This is a genomic window from Xanthobacteraceae bacterium (assembly GCA_019454205.1).
Lineage (GTDB): Bacteria > Pseudomonadota > Alphaproteobacteria > Rhizobiales > Xanthobacteraceae.
On sequence record CP075369.1, the window covers coordinates 1,691,540 to 1,712,894 of the forward strand.

Consider the following 21,355-nt stretch of genomic DNA (forward strand, 5'->3'; position numbering starts at 1 on the left):
TTACTTCGCGGGCTGTTTCGCCGTCGCGGGCGCGATCACGACCAGCGTCGCATTCTCGCTGACCTGATCGCCGGCCGCGACCGCGAGTTCGGCGACTTTTCCTGCAAACGGCGCGGTCAGCGCATGTTCCATCTTCATCGCTTCCAGCACCATGAGGCGCTGGCCAGCCTCGACCGTATCGCCTTTCGCGACCGAAACCAGCAGCACTTTCCCGTGCATCGGCGCGGTGATGGTGCCGTCGCCGGCACTCTTCGCAAAGGAAATGTCGCGCTCGTCCGCGAGACGAACCGAAGTCTGTTGTCCATTGCGAAGTGCGATCAGCGCCCCGCCCGCTTCCACCAGTTCGCTCGGCGCGGCGACATGACCATTCACCTTCGCGTCCACACCGACTTGCGTGAAGCGCACGCTCGCCTTCTGCCGCACGCCGTTGACGATCACCGGCACCGGAATCTCGCCCGGCGCACCGAAACTGTCCGCTACCGACCAGGGCGAATTGTCCCTGAACCGCTCATGCTGACGCGCGCGCTCGCGCTGCATCCATTCTTCCAGCGCGAAAGCGGCCGCTGCGAAATCCGGCTCGGCGGTCTTCGTCAATGCATCCAGATTGCGCTCGATATAGCCGGTGTCGGTCGTACCCGCGCGCATCGCTTCCGAATTACCGAGCGCGCGCAGGAACTCGATATTGGTTCGCGGCCCGGAAACGATGGTGTTGCCGAGCGCCGCCACCAGCCGGTCGAACGCCTCGTCGCGCGTCGGTGCATGCGCGATCAGTTTCGCGATCATCGGATCGTAATACGGCGTGACTTCGCCGTCTTCCGCAACACCGCTGTCGACGCGAATGCCGTTGCCGGTGGGGAAACGCAGCGCGGTCAGCTTGCCGGTCGATGGCAGGAAGCCGCGCGAGGCGTCTTCCGCATAGATGCGCGCTTCCACCGCGTGACCGTAGAGTCGGATTTTTTCCTGCGGCAGCGGCAGCTTTTCTCCCGCTGCGACCAGAAACTGCCACTGCACCAGGTCGATGTTGGTGATGAGTTCGCTCACCGGATGCTCGACCTGCAACCGCGTGTTCATCTCCAGAAACCAGATTGCGTCCGCGCGAAGTCCTTGCGACCCGTCCGCGAGAAACTCGACCGTCCCCGCCCCGCTGTAATTCACTGCACGCGCCGCCTCGATCGCGGCCTTCGTGACATGCTCGCGCACTTCCGCGCTCATGCCGGGTGCAGGCGCTTCCTCGATCACTTTCTGGTGGCGGCGCTGCGCCGAGCAGTCGCGCTCGTAGAAGTGGACGTAGTTGCCATGATCATCGCCGAACACCTGCACTTCGATATGGCGCGGGCTGGCGACATATTTCTCGATCAGCACATCGGGATTGCCGAACGCGGCTTCCGCTTCGCGTTTCGCAGCGTCCAGCGCCGCTTCGAAGTCGATCTGCTTGTCGACGCGGCGCATGCCTTTGCCGCCGCCGCCCGCAGCCGCCTTGATCAGCACCGGGTACCCGGTCTCGTAAGCCTTGCGCTTGAGGAAGTCCGGTTCCTGCCGCTCGCCGTGATAGCCGGGCAGCACAGGGACCCCGGCCTTGGTCATCAGCGCTTTTGCTTCGCCCTTGAGGCCCATCGCGCGGATCGCAGCGGGCGGCGGTCCGACGAATACGATATTCGCGGCTGCGCAGGCTTCCGCAAACTCCGCGCGTTCCGAGAGAAAGCCATAGCCGGGGTGGATGCACTCGGCTCCGGTCTGCTTCGCCGCAGCGATGATCTTATCGATGACGAGATAGCTCTCTCGCGCGGGCGCGGGTCCGATATGCACCGCTTCGTCGGCGAGCCGTACATGCGGAGCATTGCGGTCCGCGTCGGAATAGACCGCGATAGTGCGCATGCCCATCGCTTTCGCGGTGCGCATGACGCGACACGCGATTTCACCGCGATTTGCGACAAGTACGGATTTGAGCGGACGGCTGGCGTTCATTTTGGCGCAATACTAGCCACGCCCGCGCCCTGCGCCAGCCTTGACACGACAATCCGGAAAGATCAGCGGCGCTGGGGACGCGGCGGCGGTGGTGGGCTGTCGGAATCGCCCTCGTCGTCGTCCGCCGCAGGCGGATCGGAGCCGCGCGCGGTGACTCGCGGAAGACCGCCTACAGGCTCCGGACGCTCTTTACGCTTCACCTGTTGCTGCTGTTTCTTCTCGCCCTTCGGCTGGGCCGACTTGGTGGCCTTTTTCTTCTCGGCAGTCGGGGCAGCCGGCTGATTGGAGGGTGGCGGAGTAGCGGCATTGCTCGCCGGCGGCTGTTGCGGCGCGCTAACAGGCGGCTGCTGGTTGGCGACAGGTGGTTGCTGCTGCCCTGGCACCGGCGGCACGATGATCGGTGTGGTGCTGGTCTGCCCGTTCGGTTGCGGCAGCGGGATCGCAGTATTCGCGGTCGGCAGTTCGTTTTCGTTGGCGCGCCCGCCGATGGTGTAAACCGGCGGCGATGCCTGCATGTCGGAGATGTTGAATTCCGGCTTGGTCGCGGTCCAGCCCGGCGAATACTTCGCGAGCAGCGTATCGAACCTACGCGAGGTCAGGTTGGCCTTGACCTTCTCCGTATCCTTCAGGAGACGGAAGCGTGCGCAGGAATCCGGAATGCACTTATTCTCGGTCGCGAGCACATGCGCGACCAGACCGTAGGTATCGGTTTCGAGCGAGCGGCGCAGCACCTCGAAGCGGTCGGCGAAATCCGGTTCGCGCTGCGCGAAGGCAGCAACATCATTGAGAAGTTTCAACCGCTCGGTGACATTGCCCACCGCGGTCGCGAGCCGCTGCGGCTCTGCGAAGATCGCCTTCTCGCAGGCTTCATCCAGCACCGGGTTGGCAGAGGAATTGAGGCAACCAAGAACCGAACCCTGCTGGTTCGCCTGACCAAGCAGATTGTTGGCGCGCTCTTCCAGCGCGCGGCGCTCACCGCTGGTATTGCCTTCCTCGAAATGTTTCAGACCGAAGTAAGCGCCGCCAGCGACCACGGCCACCAGCGCAAGATTTCCCAGCGCCGCCACGCGGGCACCTTCCCCGCTGCGAGGGCGAAGCAGAAGGACAAGCGCGAGGAGAACGGAGACGGCGCCAATGGCGACCGCCCATCCCGGCAACGTCACGCCGGCGAACAAGCTGTTCACATCCATGCCGAAATACTACCGCATCTGACGCGCCGCCCGAAGGGGCGCGAAGGCCTGCAAAATATAGGGAATTCCCCTAGGGCCAAGCTATTTTTCGTTAACGGCGAAACTGTGCCGGAGCGGCACAATTTGCCCGAAATCGCTCAGATCGCGACCTGAGTTCCAACCTCCACCACCCGCTCCGACGGGATCTGGAAGAAGTTGGTGGCGTCGTCCGACGAATGCACCAGCGCGATGAACAGCTTGTCCTGCCAGCGAGGCATCAGCGAGTTCTTCGCCGGGCGCAGCGTCCGCCGCGACAGGAAGAACGACGTGGACATGATGTCGAAGGTCCAGCCGAGTTTCCGCGCAATCGCGAGCGCCTTCGGTATGTTCGGGCTTTCCATGAAACCGTAGTTGAGCTTCACCCGCGAGAAGGTCTGGCTCACCGCTTCGAGTTCCACCCGCTCCTCCTGCGGCACGCGCGGCAGGTTGGCGGTGACTACCGTGAGAATAACGTTGTGCTCGTGCAGCACCTTGTAGTGCTTGAGGCTGTGCAGCAACGCCGTCGGCGCGTTCTCCGGATCGCTGGTCAGAAATACAGCCGTACCCGGCACGCGATGAATCTGCTTCTTCTCGAGATTCTTCACCAGCGGCTCGAGCGGCACTTCCTGACGGCGGGTCTTATCGAATAGCTGCCGCGCGCCTCGCCGCCACGTCAGGGTGATGAGCATAATCAGCGCGGCGATTCCGATTGGCGCCCAGCCGCCATCGTAGAATTTGAACAAATTGGTACCGAGGAAAATCAGGTCGATCGCACCGAGCGGAATGAGCAGCGCGATAATCGCGAACCAGTTCCATTTCCATACGCGCCGCACCACGACTCCCGCCATCAGCGTAGTCATGAACATCGTTCCCGTCACCGCGATGCCATAGGCCGTGGCAAGCGCACTCGACGTATGAAAGATGCCGACAAGCAAAACGACGCCTAGAAGTAGGAACCAGTTCACGCGCGCGACGTAGATTTGCCCGTAATGAGTCGCCGAGGTGTGACGAACTTCGAGCCGTGGAAGCAGCCCCAACTGGATCGCTTGCTGGGCGAGCGAATAAGCTCCCGTGATAACGGCCTGACTCGCGACAACCGTCGCGCAGGTCGCCAGCACGATCATCGGCAACAGCGCCCATTCCGGATACAGGAAGTAAAATGGATTGTTGATCGCTACCGGGTCCGAGAGCACGAGCGCGCCCTGCCCGAGATAGTTCAGGAGGAGCGAAGGCAATACCAGCCAGAACCATGCGTCACGGATCGGCTTGCGCCCGAAGTGACCGAGGTCGGCGTAGAGTGACTCTGCACCCGTGACCACCAGCACCACTGCACCCAACGTGAACAGGGCAATCCATCCGTTGTTCGCAATGAACTGCGCACCGTAATAAGGATTGAAAGCTGCCAGCACGCCGGGATCGTCGAACAAATGAATCGCGCCACCCGCCGCAAGCGCAAGAAACCAGAGCAGCGTGATCGGACCGAACCACGCGGACACACGCGCGGTACCATACGATTGTACGGCAAAAAGCCCGATGAGGATGACGAGCGCAATCGGCACCACGAAAGGCTCGAGCGCCGGCGTAGCAATCTTCAAACCTTCGACGGCCGATAACACCGACAAGGCTGGCGTGATCATCGCGTCGCCATAGAACAGCGCGGCTCCGATCAACCCGAAAAGTAGGATCACTTTGCTGGACCGCCCCAGCGAGCGCTGCGCCAGCGCCATCAAGGCCAGCGTGCCGCCCTCTCCATTATTGTCCGCGCGCAGAAGCAGCACGACGTACTTCACGGTTACGACCAGCAGGAGCGCCCAGATGATCAGCGACAACAGGCCGATCACGGCTGGCCGGCCCACCATGCCGCCACCTGCGGCCGCGGTTACAGCCACGCGGAAGGCGTAGAGCGGACTGGTGCCGATATCCCCGTAAACGATACCAACGGAGCCTATGACCAGCCCCAGATAACCGGCCTTCGTCACGGTCCCGGCATGGCCGTTTGCCTGCGGCGAAGTCGCGGCGGGCACCGCGTCAGGATCGTTCATGGCCATCGGAAAAATCGCTTTCGCGCTGCAATAGCGGAAATGGGGCGGGCTTCTACACCCGGCCCTTCGCGGCGTCCATGCCCTCGGCCGCCGGGGCTTATGCAATGCTTTAACAAGGCCAAAGTTTCCAAGGCCGGCAATAATTTAACGACCGGGAACCTTCATTGCGCAGCGGGGTTATTACGCCAGCAAGGCTGGAGATTTCAATGCGTTTTCTGCTCGGAATTATCGCGGGCTGCGCCCTCACTATCCTCACCGCCTACATGGTCGACAACCGCGGCGCCATCACTGGCACGACCGTAACCGTGGAGCGCCAGATGGTTAACTGGGATGTCGTCTCGGCAAACTGGCAGCGCTTTTCGGAGCGGGTACGGGGTGAGTGGCGCAAGCTAGCAGGTTGAAATCTCGGAAACCCCTACCACATGTGAAGTCCCCCAACCGGAGAGGCGTCCCCCCTCGCGCTTTCCGGAAATCAGGAAGCCCGGTGATTGCCCGCCGGGCTTCTTTTTTTGTGCGTTTTGTAAGTAGAAGACGATATTGCTTCCCGACTGCCGGATGGGCAAAGTCGGTATCCGAACAACTACAGGGAGAAGGCCCCCAATGAGCATTTTCGGTAAAATCATGAGCGCGATCTTCGGCTCGAAGGAAGTCAAAGCCGACGGAACGCCGGTCAGCTCCGGTGCGCTGCCGATGGTGGACGTCGAGGCGATGATGGAGAAGCTCGCCAAGGAGAGCGGCAAGCCGTCCAACTGGCGCGTCTCGATTGTCGACCTGATGACGCTGCTGAAGCTCGATGCCAGCCTTAAGGCTCGTCAGGATCTGGCGAAAGAATTGGGTTATACCGGCAACGTCAATGACACCGCGCCGATGAACATCTGGCTGCACAAGCAGGTCATGACCAAGATCGCGGACGCCGGCGGCAAGATCCCCGCCGATCTCAAAGCGTAAGCCCCTTTTCATTCAAGACCGGAACGGCGGGATGCGGGAAATCGCATTCCGCCGTTTCCTTTTCCGCCCCTTCCGCGCCGCGCGCCCGCCTGTCGCCCTCCGGGGAACCAGCCGCAGCCGCGCGCGTTAACACCCAAGTTCTCTCCCAACAGGAGGACGTTATGGGTGGCCTCAAGCGAGTCGATCGAATTTTACGGGCACAGCGGGCGCTGCGGCGTGCCGAACGCGAACACATGCTGCATCTCGTCGGTGACGAGGTGGCGATGGACACGCCAGATTCCGCAATGATCGCGGTTTCGTCCCGCGACCGGAGAACCGTCGTTCCGGATGATCTCCAATGACCCGCGCTGCCGCATTCAAGAATGCCCGCGCCGACCAGGCGCGTCATCCGGTGCGTCCGGCAGGCAAGGACGCGATGCGCGACCCGCCTGCCGAATGGGACAAGCTCGACGAGATAATCGACGAGTCTTTCCCGGCGAGCGACCCGCCCGCGCACAACACGCGCGGCGTCAAGAAACTCGACGAGCGCGTGTTGAAACGGGCGTTCCGCAAGAACTGAACTACTTCTTTGTGTACGGCACAGCGATCGGCTTGCCTTTCGCGTTGACGCGAACCACGACGATTTTGGCGTTCGTGCTTCCGCTGTTCACCGCCGAATGCGGTGTGCCCGGCTGGATGTGGAAGCCCTCGCCTGCCTTCAGCTTGCGGCTATCCTTGCCTTCTTCCTGCAACGTCAATTCGCCTTCGACGACATAGGAAATCTCATGACCGTCCGGGTGCGTGTGCCACGGCACCACCGCGCCCGGATTGATCTCAAGAAATTGCATGATGGTTTCCTGACCATCGAGTCCCTTGAGATCGTCACGGAGCACGTTCTTGGCGGCGATACCGGCGGGCGCCGGTGCCTGCTGCGCGATGGAGTGCGTGACCCCGAACGCAACGGCTAGCGCGAAAGCGGCAAAAGCGATTCTCATTTTCATAGACTTCCTCCCTGCGCCATTGGCGGCGCGGTAAGGAAAAGTATGGCGCGAGCCACGCGCGGCGTCATTAACGCGCCGCGGCAAGACCAGCCCCCACGAAATTGTCATCGCTGCCCGCTTCTGAAGCAGGCGGAATCCTTTACGATGCGGATACGCGAAACCGGGAGAGACCTTGGCGGGAGGCGGACTTGGACTCCAAATTCACCGATCCGAACCGTGTGTTGAAATTCGGCCGCGAGAAAGTGCTGCGCGGCTTTCTCGTCATCGGACTGATCGCCCTCGCCTTCGGGATTTTCGGCGTCTCCTATGACAACACATCCAATATCAAGCCGGTCGCCTATCTGTGCTTCTTTATCGGCTTGGCGCTTTGTCTCTACGCCATGCACAAGACCTTCAATCCCGGCAAGCCCATCGCGGTGCTCTCCCCCGAAGGCATCGAACTCGACATCGAGTGGGTGAAGACCTTCCTCATCCCGTGGCACAAGGTGAAGAACATCGAGAAGATCGACGTCCGCGTGCCGACCAAAGGCTGGCACAAAACCTACCATGATGTGACAGCGGTCGTGGTTGCGAAGTCATTCTACGACCGCGAGATCCACGTCGATAACCTAATCCTGCGCGGTCCGGGCTGGGCACATAATTTCATCGACAACGGCGACACGGTGCAGGTCGCGCTGAACCATGCGGTGTTGCCGGCAAGCGCCGAAGAAATCTTCACGGCAGTCGATACGCGCTGGAAGGCATTCCGCGGAAGCAAGCCCGGCGACGCCCCCGCTCCGCGGAAAGCCGCAAAGAAGAAATGACGGCTCCCGTTAACGTGCATGAGCGGCTGGTCTGGAGCCGCGGCAAGCTGCACCGGATGCGAATGACAGTCTTCGTACTGGGCACTGCCGCCGCCATCACGGGCGCGTTCATCGTGGAAAAGGATTTGCAACGCTTTGCCCTTGGTGTTGCCGCCGCCGTCTTCCTCGGCTTCGCCGTCTATGATCTCTTTCGCACGCTGGAGAACGCCGCCCTGATCGAATTGCTGCCGGCGGGCATCATCTTTCGTACGACGAACGAGGACTTCATCGTGCCGTGGAATGAAATCCACGGCGTCAATACCATCGACGTTCATGCGGAATTTCGCGGGCGTGAGGAAATCTATCCCGGCGTGACGGTCGTTCTCGTCTCGAAATTATTCTACGACCGCGTGATCCACGAAGGCTGGATGATCATGCGCGGCCCCGGCTGGGACGCGCATTTCATTCCCGAGGGCGACAAGATGCAACTAGCGCTGCATCATGAAATCCTGCCCGCGACGGCGGCGGAAGTAAGGAGACAAGTGGAGGAACGGTGGAAGTTCTTTAAGTCACAAGCTTAGATAAAAAAACTGCTAATCAATTCCGCTATTTCGCGTGGCCTCGTCACCGTCGGCACGTGTCCCGCACCCTCCAGCACTTCCAACGTGCTACCCGCGATCAGTCCATTCAGCTTCTTTGCCGAGGCCAGCGGGTTGATTACGTCCCTCTCGCCGTGGATCAGCAGCGTCGGCAGCTTGATGCTTGCCACCCTCTCCTCGACGCTGACGCCGTACAGCAATTCCATCAGTTGCGCGGCGTGTTCGGGATCGGCGCGGTACACGATCTTCTTGCCCCATTGCCGCCAGTGCGCGCCGTCCTGCTCCGGCACGCAATAATCGACGAACTGATCGATGAACGGCTTGTAGTTCTTGCGGCAGGCCGCGATGCGGTCGTCCAGCGAACCGGGCGGTGAAGTCTCCCACCGCCCGCCGACAAGACACAATCCTTCAAAACGATCGGGCGCGCGCAGCACGGCTTCGAGCCCCACCATCGAACCCGCCGACTCGGCCGCCAGCACGCAACGATCGATCTTGAGCGCGTCGAGCACCCAGAACAGGTCGTCAACGAGATGCTCGAAGGTGATGCGCGGCGGTGTGTGCGTGCTGGCGCCAGTGCCACGGTGATCGTACGTCACCGTGCGCCAGTGGCGGCTCAGAATTTCGAAGGGCGAATGCCAGAGTTCACCGCTGCCGACCCAGCCGCCGTGCGCTACTATCGTCTTCGAACCGGAACCGAAATCGCTAACGAATAAATTCGCGTCTTCGCGCTTATAAAACATCAGGCTCCCCAAGCCGCCGCTTACATTCTCTTGTTACATTCTCCTGGCAACTTCCTCCAACATCACTTCCGTGGCGCCGCCGCCGATCGCCTGCACGCGCGCGTCGCGCGACATGCGCTCGATCGCGCTTTCGCGCATGAAGCCAAGTCCGCCGTGAAATTGCACGCAATCGTACATCACTTCGTTGACCAGTTCGCCGCAGTAAGCCTTCACCATCGAGACCTCCTTGGTCGCGTCATATCCCTGCGCATCGAGCCATGCGGCGTGATAGACGAGCTGCCGCCCCGCCTCGACCTTTCCCGCAAGGTCGGCGAGGCGCTGACGGATGGCCTGCTTCGACCATAACGGCGCGCCGAAGGCCTGCCGCTGCTGCACCCATTCCAAGGTCAGCTCAAGCGCGGCGGAACATTCGCCGATGCACATGGCGCCGATGGTGGTGCGCTCGTTCTGGAAGTTCTTCATGATGGCGTAGAAGCCGCGGCCTTCTTCGCCAAGGATGTTCGTGACCGGCACGCGGCATTCCTCGAAATGCAATTCGGCAGTGTCGGACGAGCGCCAGCCATGCTTGTCCAGCGGACGCGCGACGGAAAATCCCTTCGTGCCCTTCTCAACCAGAATCATCGACACGCTCTGCGACGGCTGCGCTTTCGGATCGCTTTTCGCCGCCACGCAGTAAAGGTCCGCGTGCACGCCGTTGGTGATGAAAGTTTTCGACCCGTTGATGATGTATTCGTCACCCTCACGGCGCGCGGTGGTGCGAATACCCTTCACATCCGAACCGGCGAACGGCTCGGTGACGCAGACCGCGACGATATTCTTGCCGGCTACCACGTCCGGCATGAACCTGTCCTTGATGGCCTGCGAACCGGCGTTGAAGATATGGACCGACGCCATGTCGGTATGCACCAGCACGGTGATCGCAAAGCCGCCGAAGGTCGAGCGTCCGAGTTCTTCCGCCAGCACCACGGTGCCGAGCGTATCCATTTCCGAGCCGCCGTACTGGGAAGGATAGCGGATGCCGAGGAAGCCGAGCGCGCCCATCTTTTGCAGGACGTCGCGCGGAACGTAGCCCTGCTCCTCCCACTTGAGGCCGTGCGGTTTCACTTCCTGCTCGACGAAGCGGCGCACCTGCGCGCGCAACTGCTCATGCTCCTCGGAGAAGTAAATCGAGCGCGTGGGTGCGGAGGCTTTGTCGAGCATGGTTACATCCGGAAGACGCCGAACTTCGTGTCCGGTATCGGCGCGTTGAGCGTGGCCGCGAGCGCGAGCGACAGCACGCGGCGCGTGTCGGCGGGCTGGATGATGCCGTCGTCCCACAGCCGCGCGGTCGCGAAGTACGGATCGCCCTGCTCCTCGTACTGCTGGATGATCGGCGCCTTGAACGCGGCTTCTTCTTCCGCGCTCCACTGCTTGCCTTCGGCTTCGATATTGTCGCGGCGCACGGTCGCGAGCACGGAAGCCGCCTGCTCAGCGCCCATGATCGAGACGCGCGCATTCGGCCATGTGAACAGGAAGCGCGGACCGAACGCACGCCCGCACATGCCGTAGTTACCCGCACCATAGGAGCCGCCGATGATGAGCGTCAGCTTCGGCACCTGCGCGCAGGAAACGGCAGTGACGAGTTTCGCGCCGTCTTTCGCGATCCCTCGCCCTTCGTATTCGCGGCCTACCATGAAGCCGGTGATGTTTTGCAGGAACAGGAGCGGGATCTTCCGCTGGCAGCATAGTTCGACGAAATGCGCGCCCTTCTGCGAGCTTTCCGAATAAAGGATGCCGTTGTTCGCGACGATGCCGACGGGCATGCCGGAGAGATGCGCGAAGCCCGTCACCAGCGTCGAACCGTAGAGCGCCTTGAATTCCTCGAAGTGCGAGCCGTCCACGATGCGCGCGATGATCTCGTGCACGTCGAAGGGCTTGCGCTTGTCGGCGGGGATCACGCCGTCGAGTTCGTGGCTCGCGAACAGCGGTTCTTCCGGCTTGCGCAGACCAAGGCCTGCACCCGACTCGCGGGGGAACGTCGCAACGATGTTGCGGACGATTTGCAGCGCGTGCTCGTCGTCGGCCGCGAGATGATCGGCCACGCCGGATTTGCGCGCATGCACGTCGCCGCCCCCGAGGTCTTCTGCGGTAACGACTTCACCGGTCGCAGCTTTCACCAGCGGTGGACCACCGAGAAAGATCGTACCCTGATTGCGCACGATCACCGTTTCGTCAGACATTGCGGGAACGTAAGCGCCGCCCGCAGTGCATGAACCCATCACACTCGCGATCTGGGGAATCCCAAGCGACGACAACGTCGCCTGATTGTAGAAGATGCGGCCGAAATGTTCGCGGTCCGGAAACACGTCCGGCCACTGCGGCAGGTTCGCGCCGCCGCTGTCGACCAGATAAATGCACGGCAGGCGGTTCTCGCGTGCAACTTCCTGCGCGCGCAGATGCTTCTTCACCGTCATCGGGTAATAGGTGCCGCCCTTGATGGTGGAGTCGTTCGCGACAATCACCACTTCCCTGCCCGACACCCGGCCGATGCCGGTGATCACCCCGGCGGCATGGATCGGCTCGCCATACATCCCGTGCGCGGCGAGCGGCGAGAGTTCGAGAAACGGCGAACCGAGATCGAGCAGCCGCATAACGCGCTCGCGCGGCAGCAGCTTGCCGCGGGCTGTATGGCGGGCACGGGACTTTTCGTTGCCGCCGAGCGCGGCTTCGGAACGGCGCGCGTCCAGCGTGGCACAAAGCGCGCGCATCGCTTCGCTATTTGTACGGAAATCGGCGGAATGGGCGTCGAGTCTGGATTGTATTTTTGTCACGGGCGTTCCTCGAAGCCCGAAACTGCCGTGCCCGGAGGACTAACGCAACAGCCTGCGCGACAGGCTAGAGCGCATCGTAATCCGCCTGCGCCCACGTCTCCTTCAGCGCCGCTTCCTTCCAACGGCGGAACGACGAGAGGCCGTGAATCGCCCCCACATACTCCTCGCAAGGCTCGTCCAGCCTGACCGCATAGGTGCGCAGCCGTGTTGCCACGGGCGCGAACATGCAATCGGCTGCCGTGAACGCCCCGAACAGGAAGTCGCCCCTCGCCCCGAAGCGCGTGCGGGCATCGCGGAAGATGTCGCAGATGCGCTTGATGTCCGCCTGCACGTCGCTGGCAATCCCTGCCTTCGGTGGCGCAGGCGCTCGCTTGAGGTTCATCGGCATCGCCTTGCGCAGCGGCACGAAGCCGGAATGCATCTCGGCGGAAACCGAACGCGCCAGCGCGCGGGCGGCCGGATCTTTCGGCCAGAGATCGAGCTGCGGGAATTTGTCGGCCAGCGTTTCTAGAATTGCGATCGAATCCCAGATCGTATTCTCGCCGTCGAGCAGGATCGGCATTTTCCCGGCCGGCGAATATTCCAGAATCTTCGCCTTCGACGCCGGGTCGTAGATGTTGATGATCTCCTCCTCGAACGCGATGTCGTGTTCCGCCAGCGCGAGCCAGGGACGCAGCGACCAGGAGGAATAGTTTTTATTGCCGAGGATGAGTTTCAGGGACATGCCGGGAGAATAGAAAACGCGCGGGGTGTTTGTCACCCCGCGCGTCAAACCGGTGAACGGTATTACGTTTATTCTTTATCGCGGACGATCGCGTCGACGCTCAGCGGTCCCGGACCCGCCGCGGCTAGGTAGAGGAACGCGAAGCACAGCACTACGGCGAGGTTGCCGCCATTCAGGATCGGGAAGAAACCACCGCCTGCGTGGCCGAGGAAATAGGCGAATGCCATCAGGCCGGAAAGAATGAAAGCCGCGACGCGCGAGAACAGGCCGATGACCAGCAGCGTACCGAACACCAGCTCAATCAGGCCAGCGTAACCGTCGGGCCAGGACAAAGGCGTCACTTTTGCGAACATCCCTACGGCCGGGAATTTGAAAATCTTGGCGAGACCGAATTGCAAAATGACCAGACCGACCATAATGCGAAAGATACTGAGGATTTGCTGCCGCCAAGGCGCAAGAAAGTTTTCCATCTTGGGAATCTCCAAAGAACGCGAGACCGGTTAAGTCCTCCGGCACGGGCCTTCGGTCAATATGCGCACGACAGCATCCGCGCATATTATTTTTTCGGAACTTGCGCCGCGGCAATCGAGAAGAACAAACGACGACTGATTGCCGGTCCGCCTGCAATCGTTTCTTGGAAAATCAACAATTAGCCAAGGCAGTTTGAAGTAACCAACTCCCCCGCGTCGCACCGTAATAACACGCGCAGCGGCGATCACTTCTTGACTTCGCGCTCGTCCATTTCGAAGGGGCCGCCCTCTTTCTTCCACTTCGAAAAGCCGCCCTCGATATGCGCGACCGGCTTCAGACCCATGCGTTGCGCGGTCTGTGCTGCGAGCGCAGATCGCATTGCACCCGCACAGAAGAATACGAACTTCTTGTCCTCGGCAAAGACCGGCTTGTGATACGGGCTGTCGGGGTCGATCCAGAATTCGAGCATTCCGCGCGTGCAATGGAATGCGCCGGGTACGCGGCCGTCGCGGCGGATTTCGCGAATGTCGCGGATGTCGACCAGCACCACGTCATCGCGGCCGACCAGATCGAACGCCTCCCGCGTGGGAATCGTCTCGATTTCCTTCATGGCCTCGTCGACCATCTGCTTGTGGCCAAGGGTAATTTTCTGGGTCATTTCGTATTGCTCCTTGCCGACAAACTAGACGGGCGACGCATCGGGTCAAGTTGCCCGTGCCGGTGGCCGGTGGCACCATCGGCCGCGAAACGGAATCGCACGCCATGTTCGGCCTCTCTCCCGTGGATATCGGCGCGCTCGGCTGGTTCCTGCTCGCATGGACGATCCATGCCGTGATCGTCGAGCGCTCGGAATGGCGGCTGCGCAGCCTGAACTACCGCATGGATCTGGCGCGGCATGAATGGATGTTGCGGATGCTGTCCCGTGACGTGCGCATCGTCGATACGCAGATCATGGCATCCCTGCATCAGGGCACGGCATTCTTCGCATCGACCTCACTGTTTGCGATCGGCGGCGCGCTGGCGCTGCTACGTTCTTCCGGCGAGGTGATGGACATTTTCCGCGCCCTGCCCTTCGCCATGCAGTCTTCCCGCACGGTATTCGAGGTGAAGGTCGTCGGGCTGCTGGTGATCTTCGTCTATGCGTTTTTCAAATTCGCGTGGTCGTACCGTTTGTTCAACTATGTCGCGATCCAGATCGGCGCGACTCCACCCGCCAGCAGCGCTAAATCGAAGGCTGCGCGCGACCATGTGGAGCGCATCGCGCGGATGATCACGATTGCGGGACGTCATTTCAACCGCGGTCAGCGCGCGATCTTTTTCGCGCTGGCCTATCTCGGCTGGTTCGTGAGCGGTTACGTGCTCGCGTTTACGACCGCCGCGGTACTGTTCGTGATCCTGATGCGCCAGTTCGGCTCGACCGCGCGCTGGCTGTTCGGCGAGAAGTAGCGTCTAGGCTACCTTCGTCTCCGGTTTCGCACAGGAGCGCTGCACGAGAAAATCCGCGATCGTTCCCGCAGTAGCAGGATCGAACAGCAGCTTGCGATGGCCGAGCTTTTCCACCGCGTGCAATTGCGCACCGGGCCAGTTCACTGCCCACTTTTCACCGGTGACGAAGCGCACCATCTGGTCGTCTCTGGAATGCACGATCAGCGCGGGAAGATCGAGTTTCGCAACACGCGGCATCAATTCAATTTCTTCCGGACGATAACCGACGACGCGCTTCAGTTCCTCGAACAACGCTTCCTTGCGCGCGTCATCCATCCCGAAACGCTTTGCGATGGCGTTCAGCATGTATGTCGGTCCGGTCGGAGCGGCGATCACCGCTACGCGCTCGACATTCAGCCAGCCTTCCGTGATTGCAAACGTCATCGCAGCGCCGCCGAGCGAATGTCCCGCCACTGCGCGTACCGGACCGAACGCCTGCGCGACGCCTTCCACCGCCTGCGCGGCAAGTGGAATAGTGGACTGCGTACCGCCGGATTTACCGTGCGCCGGCAGATCGAAAGCAACGACCGCGTGACCGCGCTTCACCAGTGCGGCGATGATCGCATCGAAGCAATGATGATCGTCCTCCCAGCCGTGCACCAAAAGCACCGCTGGCCCCTGCCCCCAGCGCCAGGCCTGTACCCACGTATCAGACACGAGGCCGATGTTTCCGCCGACAGGAATGCGCATAGATTCATCCGGTGGAGGAAGATCGGGCCGCTCGCGCGCAATCAGCAGCGGCCGGCCCGGCGTCAGAAACCTCTGCACAAAACGCCGTTGAAAACGCTTCGGCGCGATCTTTCCGTAGGTGCGCAGCAGGGACATCGTAAGCGCTGCACTCAGGTTCGGAATGCTGGAGCGGGCCATCGTCAGGCTCCTTTCAACGGTGGATGCTTCATGAGAGCGTCGAACGCGGCGAGCGTGTCCCTGCGCGCATTGTCATCGCGCATCAGGCGCACACGCAGAAGGTGCGAAAGTCCGAGACCGTCGATCGCCGCGACCATCGCACTCGCGTCCGCTTTGGGAAGCGCGACGGCGACGAGACGCCGAACCACGTCGTAAAACTCGGCATTGTGCTTTGCGGCCTGCTCGCGCACCGGACCCGGCACGTCATCGTACTCAAAATACGCCGCGAGGATCGGGCAGCCGCCACGGCCTGAGCCGAGGCTGGGATGTTCGATCCAGTCGAGCCAGTTGCTAAAGAACAGCGCGAGGCGTTTCGGCTTGTCTTTCTCCTCGCGGATGGGGGCAATCACGACCTCGGTGAAACGCTCCGCCGCCCGCAGCAGGACCTCGACCTGGAGCGCTTCCTTCGACTTGAAATGGGCGAACAGCCCGCTCTTGGACATCCCAAGGCGGTCGGCCAGCGGGCCAAGGGTCACCGCGCCGATGCCGCTCTCGCTGGCGAGCGCCGCAGCCTCGTCGAGGATGCGGACGCGGGTCCGCTCCCCCTTGGAGGCGTCGGCCCCTGCGGCTGCGTCCGGGCTGGCCAGCTCGCGGCCATCGTCGGTCTTGAGGGTCCGGCCCTTTTTGAGCGCCTTGACGATCATGCTTAATTAATAGCACGACCGTTCGTTTTATTCAATACTTCATGAAGACCTGTGGAAAAAGAGAACAAATAAAGATCGATGTTCTTGAAATGTCCGATTTCCGTCTTACGTCTGGTACGCCCTTCGGGAAGGAAGGGTTGAACTGTCAGAGAAGGAACGGAAATGGCTAAAGAAAAGAAAACTGTCTATCGCGACTCGGAAGACGGACAATTCACAACGAAAAAGTACGCGGAAAGTCATCCGCGAACCACTGAAAGAGAACGAGTATCGGTCGGCAAGCCCTCAAAGAAGTAGCTGCCGATGGGTATCCATATCGTCGCATACGATTTGAATGTCGTCGGACAAAACTATGAATGCATTACTGGGAAACTGAAAGCACTGCCGAACTGCCACGCGCAAGGATCAGTCTGGTTCGTCCAGTACGAAGGGACCGAAGCACAGTTGAGGGATCAGCTTCTGCCCTGCCTTGACTCGAATGACAGACTCTTCGTCAACGAAGTTTCAAAAAGTTGGGCAGGAAAGAATATGCCTACCTGTGGCAAGTGGCTTAACGACCGAGGGTACTAATTTCCCTTAAAGCCCGTCGGCATTGCCGGCGGGCTTTATGCTAGCTGTCCCACTCAGGCGCCCAGGACGGGCTGATCATCCGTCCATTCGGCCTTGCGAGACCGCGCAGCTCGGTCATCTCGGCTTCGCTCAGCTCGAAATCGAAGATCCCGGCGTTCTCGCTCAAGCGCTCCAGCTTCGAGGTGCGCGGGATCACGACCACGCCCTGCTGCACGAGATAGCGCAGGCAGATTTGCGCCTCCGACTTTCCGTGCGCGCGGCCGATCTTCGCGAGCATGGGATCGCCGCTGCCCGAACCTTTCGCAATCGGCGAATAGGCCGTGACCGCGATGCCTTCGCGCTCGCACGCCGCCTTCACCTTCGACTGGTCGAGATAGACGTGCATCTCGATCTGGTTCGCTGCGATCGGCTCGGTCGCCATCTGCACCGCCTGTTGCACCAGCGCGACCGGGAAATTGGAGATGCCGATGTTGCGGGTGATGCCGTCGCGTTTCGCCTTGCAAAGTGCGCTCAACGTCTGGTCGAGCGGCACCGAGGCGTTCGGCCAGTGAATGAGCAGCAGGTCGACGTAATCGAGCTTGAGGCGCGCAAGGCTTTCGCGGGCGGAACGCAGCACATCCGCTGGCGCGAGGTTCGTGTACCAGACCTTCGTGGTGACGAAGATTTCGTTGCGCGGCAGCCCGGAGTTTCGCACGCCCTCGCCTACTTCGCGCTCGTTCTCGTAGGCCTGCGCGGTATCGATGTGGCGATAACCGAGCCGCAACGCCTGTTCGACGATGCGCGAACACACCTTGTCGCGAAGCTGCCAGGTGCCGAGGCCAAGCAGCGGAATGTTGGCGCCGTTCGCGGGTGCGGTCTGGGTGAAAGCCATGCGGAAACCTATTTCCTCCTAGAAGCCTCGTAGCGCGCTTTGGTTTCATCGTTCGGCGGATAAAGGCCGGGCAGCTTCGCGCCCTTGAGCACTTCTTCTGCCGCCCACGCTTCGAACGCTTCCTGCTCGACCGCTTCCTTCGCGACCGCTTCGACGAGTTTCTGCGGCACGCAGACCGCGCCATCGTTGTCGGCGACGATCACATCGCCCGGAAACACCGCGACCCCGCCGCAGCCGATTGGCTCCTGCCAGTTCACGAAGGTCAGCCCCGCGACCGAAGGCGGCGCGGCGACGTCCGCGCACCAGAACGGCAGCCCGACCGCTTTCACGCCGTCGCCGTCGCGCACCGCGCCGTCGGTGACGAGGCCGGTCACCTTCCTGACTTTCATGCGCGCGACCAGGATGTCACCGAAGATGCCAGCGGTCGTAATGCCCATCGCATCCGCGACCGCGATCACCCCTTCCGGCATGTCTTCGATTGCGCCGCGCGTGGAGCGCGGGCTGGCCCAGCTTTCCGGCGTCGCAAGGTCTTCGCGCGCGGGCACGAAGCGCAACGTAAACGCTTCGCCGACGATGCGCGGCGTGCCCTGCACCAGCGGCTTCGGCCCGCGCATGAAGCTCGAACGTACGCCTTTCTTCAAAAGGACGGTCGTCAGCGTCGCGGTGGAAATCTTTTCGAGGGTTTTCTTCAATTCGCTGGAGAGCGGCATTTCCTGTTCCGTTACGGTGCGATGTCGATGAGCGCGAGCATGTAGAGCGCGCGCCGCGCGGTTTCCTGATTATGGCACATGGCGGTCACGACGATGGCGAGCGGCCCGCCTTCATAGAGCGTGCGATAGTAACCGCAGGTCTGCTTGCGGTTCTCAATCCATGTGCGCTGCACGTCGCGCAGCGCAGTGCGCTTCTTCTCGTCGAGTTGCTTTTGCAGACGGCGATAGCTTTCGTTCAGGATATCGTCCCAGACCAGCTGCTCGCGTTCCCAGCACTGCGACTGTTCGAAGTTGCGGGGATCTGCTGTTTCCGCGCATTTTCTGGCCAGCGTGCCGATGCAACGATCTTCGCTGTTGAGTTGCTCTTTCAGGCAATCCTGAATCGCGCGGCTGTCGTCCGCGCGCAGTTTCTGCTGCGCGTCTGCCGTTCCGGAGGACACAAACAACGCGACAAGAATGGCGAACAGTCTCATGAGGCCGCCTCAAAGTTCGAGGAGACTTAAAAGATAAAGCGCACGGCGCGCGGTTTCGGTATTGTAGCAACTGGCACCGATGGGGATCGCCATCGTGCCCTGAATGACGTCGCGATAGAATCCGCATTGCAGCTTGCGCGACTCGATCCATGCGCGCTGCACGTCGCGCAGTCCCATCTTGAGTTTGCCCTCAAGCTGGCCCTGCAAGCGACGATAGGTTTCGTTCAGAATGTCGTCCCAGACCAGTTGCTCGCGGCGGTAACATTCCGATTGCCCGAGCGTGGACTGCCCGTCGGGCGTGTCGAGGCAGGGATTGGCGACGATGCCGATGCAGCTTTCCGCGCTTCCGTTGTTCGAGCCGGTCTTCTGCTTGATGCAATCCTGAATCGCGCGGCTGTCTTCCGCGCTGAGCTTCTCCTGCGCCGTCGCGGAAAGGCACCCGGCGAACAGCACGAAAAATACAATCGCGATCTTTTTCATTTCGACGCCTGCAACTTGTATTTGGCGTACCCGGCCTTGCGCAGCTTGCAGGCCGGGCAATCGTCGCAACCATAGCCCCATTCGTGGCGATGCGCGCGGTCGCCCATGTAGCAGCTATGGGTCTCCTCGATCACGAGATCGCCGAGCGGCTTGCCGCCGATGCGCTCCGCCAGTTCGAAGGTCGCGGCCTTGTCGATCCACATGAGCGGCGTGTGCAGCACGAAGCGGCGGTCCATGCCGAGGCCGAGCGCAAGCTGCATCGCCTTGATGGTGTCGTCGCGGCAATCCGGGTAGCCGGAGTAGTCCGTCTCGCACATGCCGGCGATCAGATGCTTGACGCCCCGGCGATAGGCGACCGCCCCCGCGAACGAAAAGAAGATGAGGTTCCGTCCCGGCACGAAGGTCGAGGGCAATCCGCTTGCCGTCATTTCGATCTGGGCGTTGCGCGTCAGCGCGGTTTCCGAAATCTGGCCGAGCGAGTCGAGGTTCACGACATGATCTTCGCCGAGCCGCTCCTTCCAGCGCGGATCGAGCGCGGCAAGCTTGTCGCGGATGCGCGGGCGCACCGTCATCTCGATGCCGTGGCGCTGGCCGTATTCGAAGCCGATGGTTTCCACGCGCCGGAAGCGCGTCAGCGCCCACGCGAGACAAACGGTGGAGTCCTGCCCGCCGGAAAAAAGCACCAGCGCAGCGTCGGTGGATTCGTTCGGAGCCATGCGGGCGGGAGGATTAGCACGTCCCGCCCGACCGCAAAGCCCGGCTTTTAGTCACGCCTGTTATTTGGTCTTCTCGAACAGCTCCCGCCCGATCAGCATGCGGCGGATTTCGGAAGTCCCCGCCCCGATCTCGTAGAGCTTGGCATCGCGCAGCAGCCGTCCGGTCGGGAATTCGTTGATGTAGCCGTTCCCGCCAAGGCACTGGATGGCGTCCAGCGCGACCTTGGTGGCGTTCTCCGCCGCGAACAGGATCGCCCCCGCCGCGTCCTCGCGGGTGGTCTCGCCGCGGTCGCAGGCTCTCGCCACCGAATATACGTAGGCCTTGGCCGCGTTCATGGTCACGTACATGTCGGCGAGCTTCGCCTGCATGATCTGGAATGTGCCGATGGGCTGGCCGAACTGTTTGCGCTCATGGAGATACGGGATCACCGCATCCAGGCACGCCTGCATGATGCCGGTCGAACCGGCGGCCAGCACCGCGCGCTCGTAATCGAGACCCGACATCAGCACGCGCACGCCGTCGTTCACCTTGCCGACGACGTTCTCCTCCGGCACCTCGCAATCCTGAAACACCAGTTCGCAGGTGTCCGACCCGCGCATGCCGAGCTTGTCGAGCTTCTGCGCGGTCGAGAAACCATTCATTCCCTTCTCGATGAAGAAGGCAGTGATGCCGCGCGGACCCGCGGACGGCTCGGTCTTCGCGTACACGATCAGCGTGTCCGCTTCCGGTCCGTTGGTGATCCACATCTTGCTGCCGTTAAGGACGAAGCGGTCGCCTTTCTTCTCGGCGCGCGTCCGCATGCCGACCACGTCCGAACCGGCACCCGGTTCCGACATCGCAAGCGCGCCGACATGCTCGCCCGAAATCAGCTTGGGGAGATATTTTTTCTTCTGGTTGTCGTTGGCGTTGCGGCGGATCTGGTTCACGCAAAGGTTCGAATGCGCACCGTAGGAAAGGCCGACCGAAGCCGACGCGCGGCTGATCTCTTCCATCGCCACGCAATGTTCGAGATAGCCGAGGCCGGAGCCGCCGTATTCTTCTTCCACCGTGATGCCGAGCAAACCGAGATCGCCGAGCTTTGGCCAGAGATCGCGCGGAAACTTATTGGTGGCGTCGATCTCGGCAGCACGCGGCGCGATTTCCTTTTGCGCAAAGGAAAGTGTGGTCTGACGCAGCATGTCGGCGGTTTCGCCGAGCGAGAAGTCGAGGCCCATGGCGCGGTTCGGAATCATC

At 61.6% G+C, this 21,355-nt stretch carries 25 protein-coding genes; 6 read left to right on the forward strand and 19 right to left on the reverse strand.

Going from position 1 to position 21,355, the window contains the following annotated elements:
• The 3 genes from KF794_08330 to KF794_08340 all read right to left on the reverse strand — a co-directional run bounded on the left by KF794_08330 (position 1) and on the right by KF794_08340 (position 5,221).
• On the reverse strand, positions 1 to 1,965 hold the full coding sequence (locus KF794_08330; protein ID QYK43817.1) for a carbamoyl-phosphate synthase subunit L: 1,965 nt from the start codon (positions 1,963 to 1,965) through the stop codon (positions 1 to 3).
• Between the two features lie 62 nt (positions 1,966 to 2,027).
• Positions 2,028 to 3,155, reverse strand: a complete 1,128-nt coding sequence (locus KF794_08335) for a hypothetical protein (GenBank protein QYK43818.1) — start codon at positions 3,153 to 3,155, stop codon at positions 2,028 to 2,030.
• Between the two features lie 137 nt (positions 3,156 to 3,292).
• The gene (locus tag KF794_08340) at positions 3,293 to 5,221 is read right to left on the reverse strand and encodes a potassium transporter Kup (protein QYK43819.1); all 1,929 of its coding nucleotides are present in this window, start codon (positions 5,219 to 5,221) and stop codon (positions 3,293 to 3,295) included.
• Between the two features lie 200 nt (positions 5,222 to 5,421).
• On the opposite strand from KF794_08340, the gene KF794_08345 reads away from it, so the two are divergent.
• Both KF794_08345 and KF794_08350 read left to right on the forward strand, forming a co-directional pair.
• On the forward strand, positions 5,422 to 5,616 hold the full coding sequence (locus tag KF794_08345) for a hypothetical protein (protein QYK43820.1): 195 nt from the start codon (positions 5,422 to 5,424) through the stop codon (positions 5,614 to 5,616).
• A gap of 199 nt (positions 5,617 to 5,815) precedes the next feature.
• Positions 5,816 to 6,163 (forward strand): DUF3597 domain-containing protein, encoded by a 348-nt coding sequence (locus KF794_08350; GenBank protein QYK43821.1) that lies wholly within the window; start codon positions 5,816 to 5,818, stop codon positions 6,161 to 6,163.
• Positions 6,164 to 6,354: 191 nt separating this feature from the next.
• On the opposite strand, the gene KF794_08355 is transcribed toward KF794_08350, so the two are convergent.
• A complete protein-coding gene (locus KF794_08355) occupies positions 6,355 to 6,501 on the reverse strand; it encodes a hypothetical protein (GenBank protein QYK43822.1) in 147 nt (48 codons plus the stop codon).
• Here KF794_08355 and KF794_08360 point away from each other — a divergent pair.
• Positions 6,501 to 6,722: a hypothetical protein gene (locus KF794_08360; GenBank protein QYK43823.1), complete on the forward strand. Its 222-nt coding sequence runs from the start codon at positions 6,501 to 6,503 to the stop codon at positions 6,720 to 6,722. The genes KF794_08355 and KF794_08360 overlap by 1 nt on opposite strands.
• A 1-nt stretch (position 6,723) precedes the next feature.
• Here the strand turns inward: KF794_08360 and KF794_08365 are convergent, their stop codons facing one another.
• Complete coding sequence (locus KF794_08365; protein QYK43824.1) at positions 6,724 to 7,143, reverse strand: cupin domain-containing protein; 420 nt, start codon at positions 7,141 to 7,143, stop codon at positions 6,724 to 6,726.
• Positions 7,144 to 7,331: 188 nt separating this feature from the next.
• Here KF794_08365 and KF794_08370 point away from each other — a divergent pair, with 188 nt between their 5' ends.
• Positions 7,332 to 7,946, forward strand: a complete 615-nt coding sequence (locus tag KF794_08370; protein QYK43825.1) for a hypothetical protein — start codon at positions 7,332 to 7,334, stop codon at positions 7,944 to 7,946.
• A complete protein-coding gene (locus tag KF794_08375; GenBank protein ID QYK43826.1) occupies positions 7,943 to 8,506 on the forward strand; it encodes a hypothetical protein in 564 nt (187 codons plus the stop codon). The genes KF794_08370 and KF794_08375 overlap by 4 nt, the downstream gene beginning before the upstream one ends.
• Here the strand turns inward: KF794_08375 and KF794_08380 are convergent.
• The 6 genes from KF794_08380 to KF794_08405 all read right to left on the reverse strand — a co-directional run bounded on the left by KF794_08380 (position 8,503) and on the right by KF794_08405 (position 13,927).
• Positions 8,503 to 9,264: an alpha/beta hydrolase gene (locus KF794_08380; protein QYK43827.1), complete on the reverse strand. Its 762-nt coding sequence runs from the start codon at positions 9,262 to 9,264 to the stop codon at positions 8,503 to 8,505. The two genes, KF794_08375 and KF794_08380, sit on opposite strands and share 4 nt — an antisense overlap.
• A 33-nt stretch (positions 9,265 to 9,297) precedes the next feature.
• Complete coding sequence (locus KF794_08385) at positions 9,298 to 10,464, reverse strand: acyl-CoA dehydrogenase family protein (GenBank protein QYK43828.1); 1,167 nt, start codon at positions 10,462 to 10,464, stop codon at positions 9,298 to 9,300.
• Between the two features lie 2 nt (positions 10,465 to 10,466).
• Positions 10,467 to 12,011, reverse strand: a complete 1,545-nt coding sequence (locus tag KF794_08390) for a methylcrotonoyl-CoA carboxylase (protein QYK46646.1) — start codon at positions 12,009 to 12,011, stop codon at positions 10,467 to 10,469.
• A gap of 127 nt (positions 12,012 to 12,138) precedes the next feature.
• The gene (locus tag KF794_08395) at positions 12,139 to 12,798 is read right to left on the reverse strand and encodes a glutathione S-transferase family protein (GenBank protein QYK46647.1); all 660 of its coding nucleotides are present in this window, start codon (positions 12,796 to 12,798) and stop codon (positions 12,139 to 12,141) included.
• 68 nt (positions 12,799 to 12,866) lie between these two features.
• Complete coding sequence (locus tag KF794_08400; protein ID QYK43829.1) at positions 12,867 to 13,268, reverse strand: DoxX family protein; 402 nt, start codon at positions 13,266 to 13,268, stop codon at positions 12,867 to 12,869.
• A 245-nt stretch (positions 13,269 to 13,513) separates the two neighbouring features.
• Positions 13,514 to 13,927, reverse strand: coding sequence for a rhodanese-like domain-containing protein (locus KF794_08405; GenBank protein QYK43830.1), 414 nt, complete (start codon positions 13,925 to 13,927; stop codon positions 13,514 to 13,516).
• Between the two features lie 104 nt (positions 13,928 to 14,031).
• Here KF794_08405 and KF794_08410 point away from each other — a divergent pair, with 104 nt between their 5' ends.
• Positions 14,032 to 14,715 carry a DUF599 family protein gene (locus tag KF794_08410; GenBank protein QYK46648.1) on the forward strand — a complete coding sequence of 228 codons (684 nt, stop codon included), beginning with the start codon at positions 14,032 to 14,034 and terminating at the stop codon, positions 14,713 to 14,715.
• Between the two features lie 3 nt (positions 14,716 to 14,718).
• Here KF794_08410 and KF794_08415 read toward each other — a convergent pair whose 3' ends face one another.
• The 8 genes from KF794_08415 to KF794_08450 form a co-directional block, all read right to left on the reverse strand.
• Positions 14,719 to 15,621, reverse strand: a complete 903-nt coding sequence (locus KF794_08415) for an alpha/beta fold hydrolase (GenBank protein ID QYK43831.1) — start codon at positions 15,619 to 15,621, stop codon at positions 14,719 to 14,721.
• Between the two features lie 2 nt (positions 15,622 to 15,623).
• Entirely contained in the window at positions 15,624 to 16,304 is a 681-nt protein-coding gene (locus tag KF794_08420) for a TetR/AcrR family transcriptional regulator (protein ID QYK43832.1), read from the reverse strand.
• Positions 16,305 to 16,911: 607 nt separating this feature from the next.
• Positions 16,912 to 17,742 carry an aldo/keto reductase gene (locus KF794_08425; GenBank protein QYK43833.1) on the reverse strand — a complete coding sequence of 277 codons (831 nt, stop codon included), beginning with the start codon at positions 17,740 to 17,742 and terminating at the stop codon, positions 16,912 to 16,914.
• An 8-nt stretch (positions 17,743 to 17,750) separates the two neighbouring features.
• On the reverse strand, positions 17,751 to 18,452 hold the full coding sequence (locus tag KF794_08430) for a ribonuclease activity regulator RraA (protein QYK43834.1): 702 nt from the start codon (positions 18,450 to 18,452) through the stop codon (positions 17,751 to 17,753).
• An 11-nt stretch (positions 18,453 to 18,463) separates the two neighbouring features.
• Positions 18,464 to 18,925, reverse strand: a complete 462-nt coding sequence (locus KF794_08435; GenBank protein ID QYK43835.1) for a DUF1311 domain-containing protein — start codon at positions 18,923 to 18,925, stop codon at positions 18,464 to 18,466.
• 9 nt (positions 18,926 to 18,934) lie between these two features.
• Entirely contained in the window at positions 18,935 to 19,405 is a 471-nt protein-coding gene (locus KF794_08440) for a DUF1311 domain-containing protein (GenBank protein ID QYK43836.1), read from the reverse strand.
• Positions 19,402 to 20,121 carry a 7-cyano-7-deazaguanine synthase QueC gene (gene queC / locus KF794_08445; protein ID QYK43837.1) on the reverse strand — a complete coding sequence of 240 codons (720 nt, stop codon included), beginning with the start codon at positions 20,119 to 20,121 and terminating at the stop codon, positions 19,402 to 19,404. Before queC ends, KF794_08440 begins: the two co-directional genes overlap by 4 nt.
• Before the next feature lie 60 nt (positions 20,122 to 20,181).
• Positions 20,182 to 21,354 (reverse strand): isovaleryl-CoA dehydrogenase, encoded by a 1,173-nt coding sequence (locus KF794_08450; GenBank protein ID QYK43838.1) that lies wholly within the window; start codon positions 21,352 to 21,354, stop codon positions 20,182 to 20,184.
• Position 21,355: the final 1 nt, after the last annotated feature.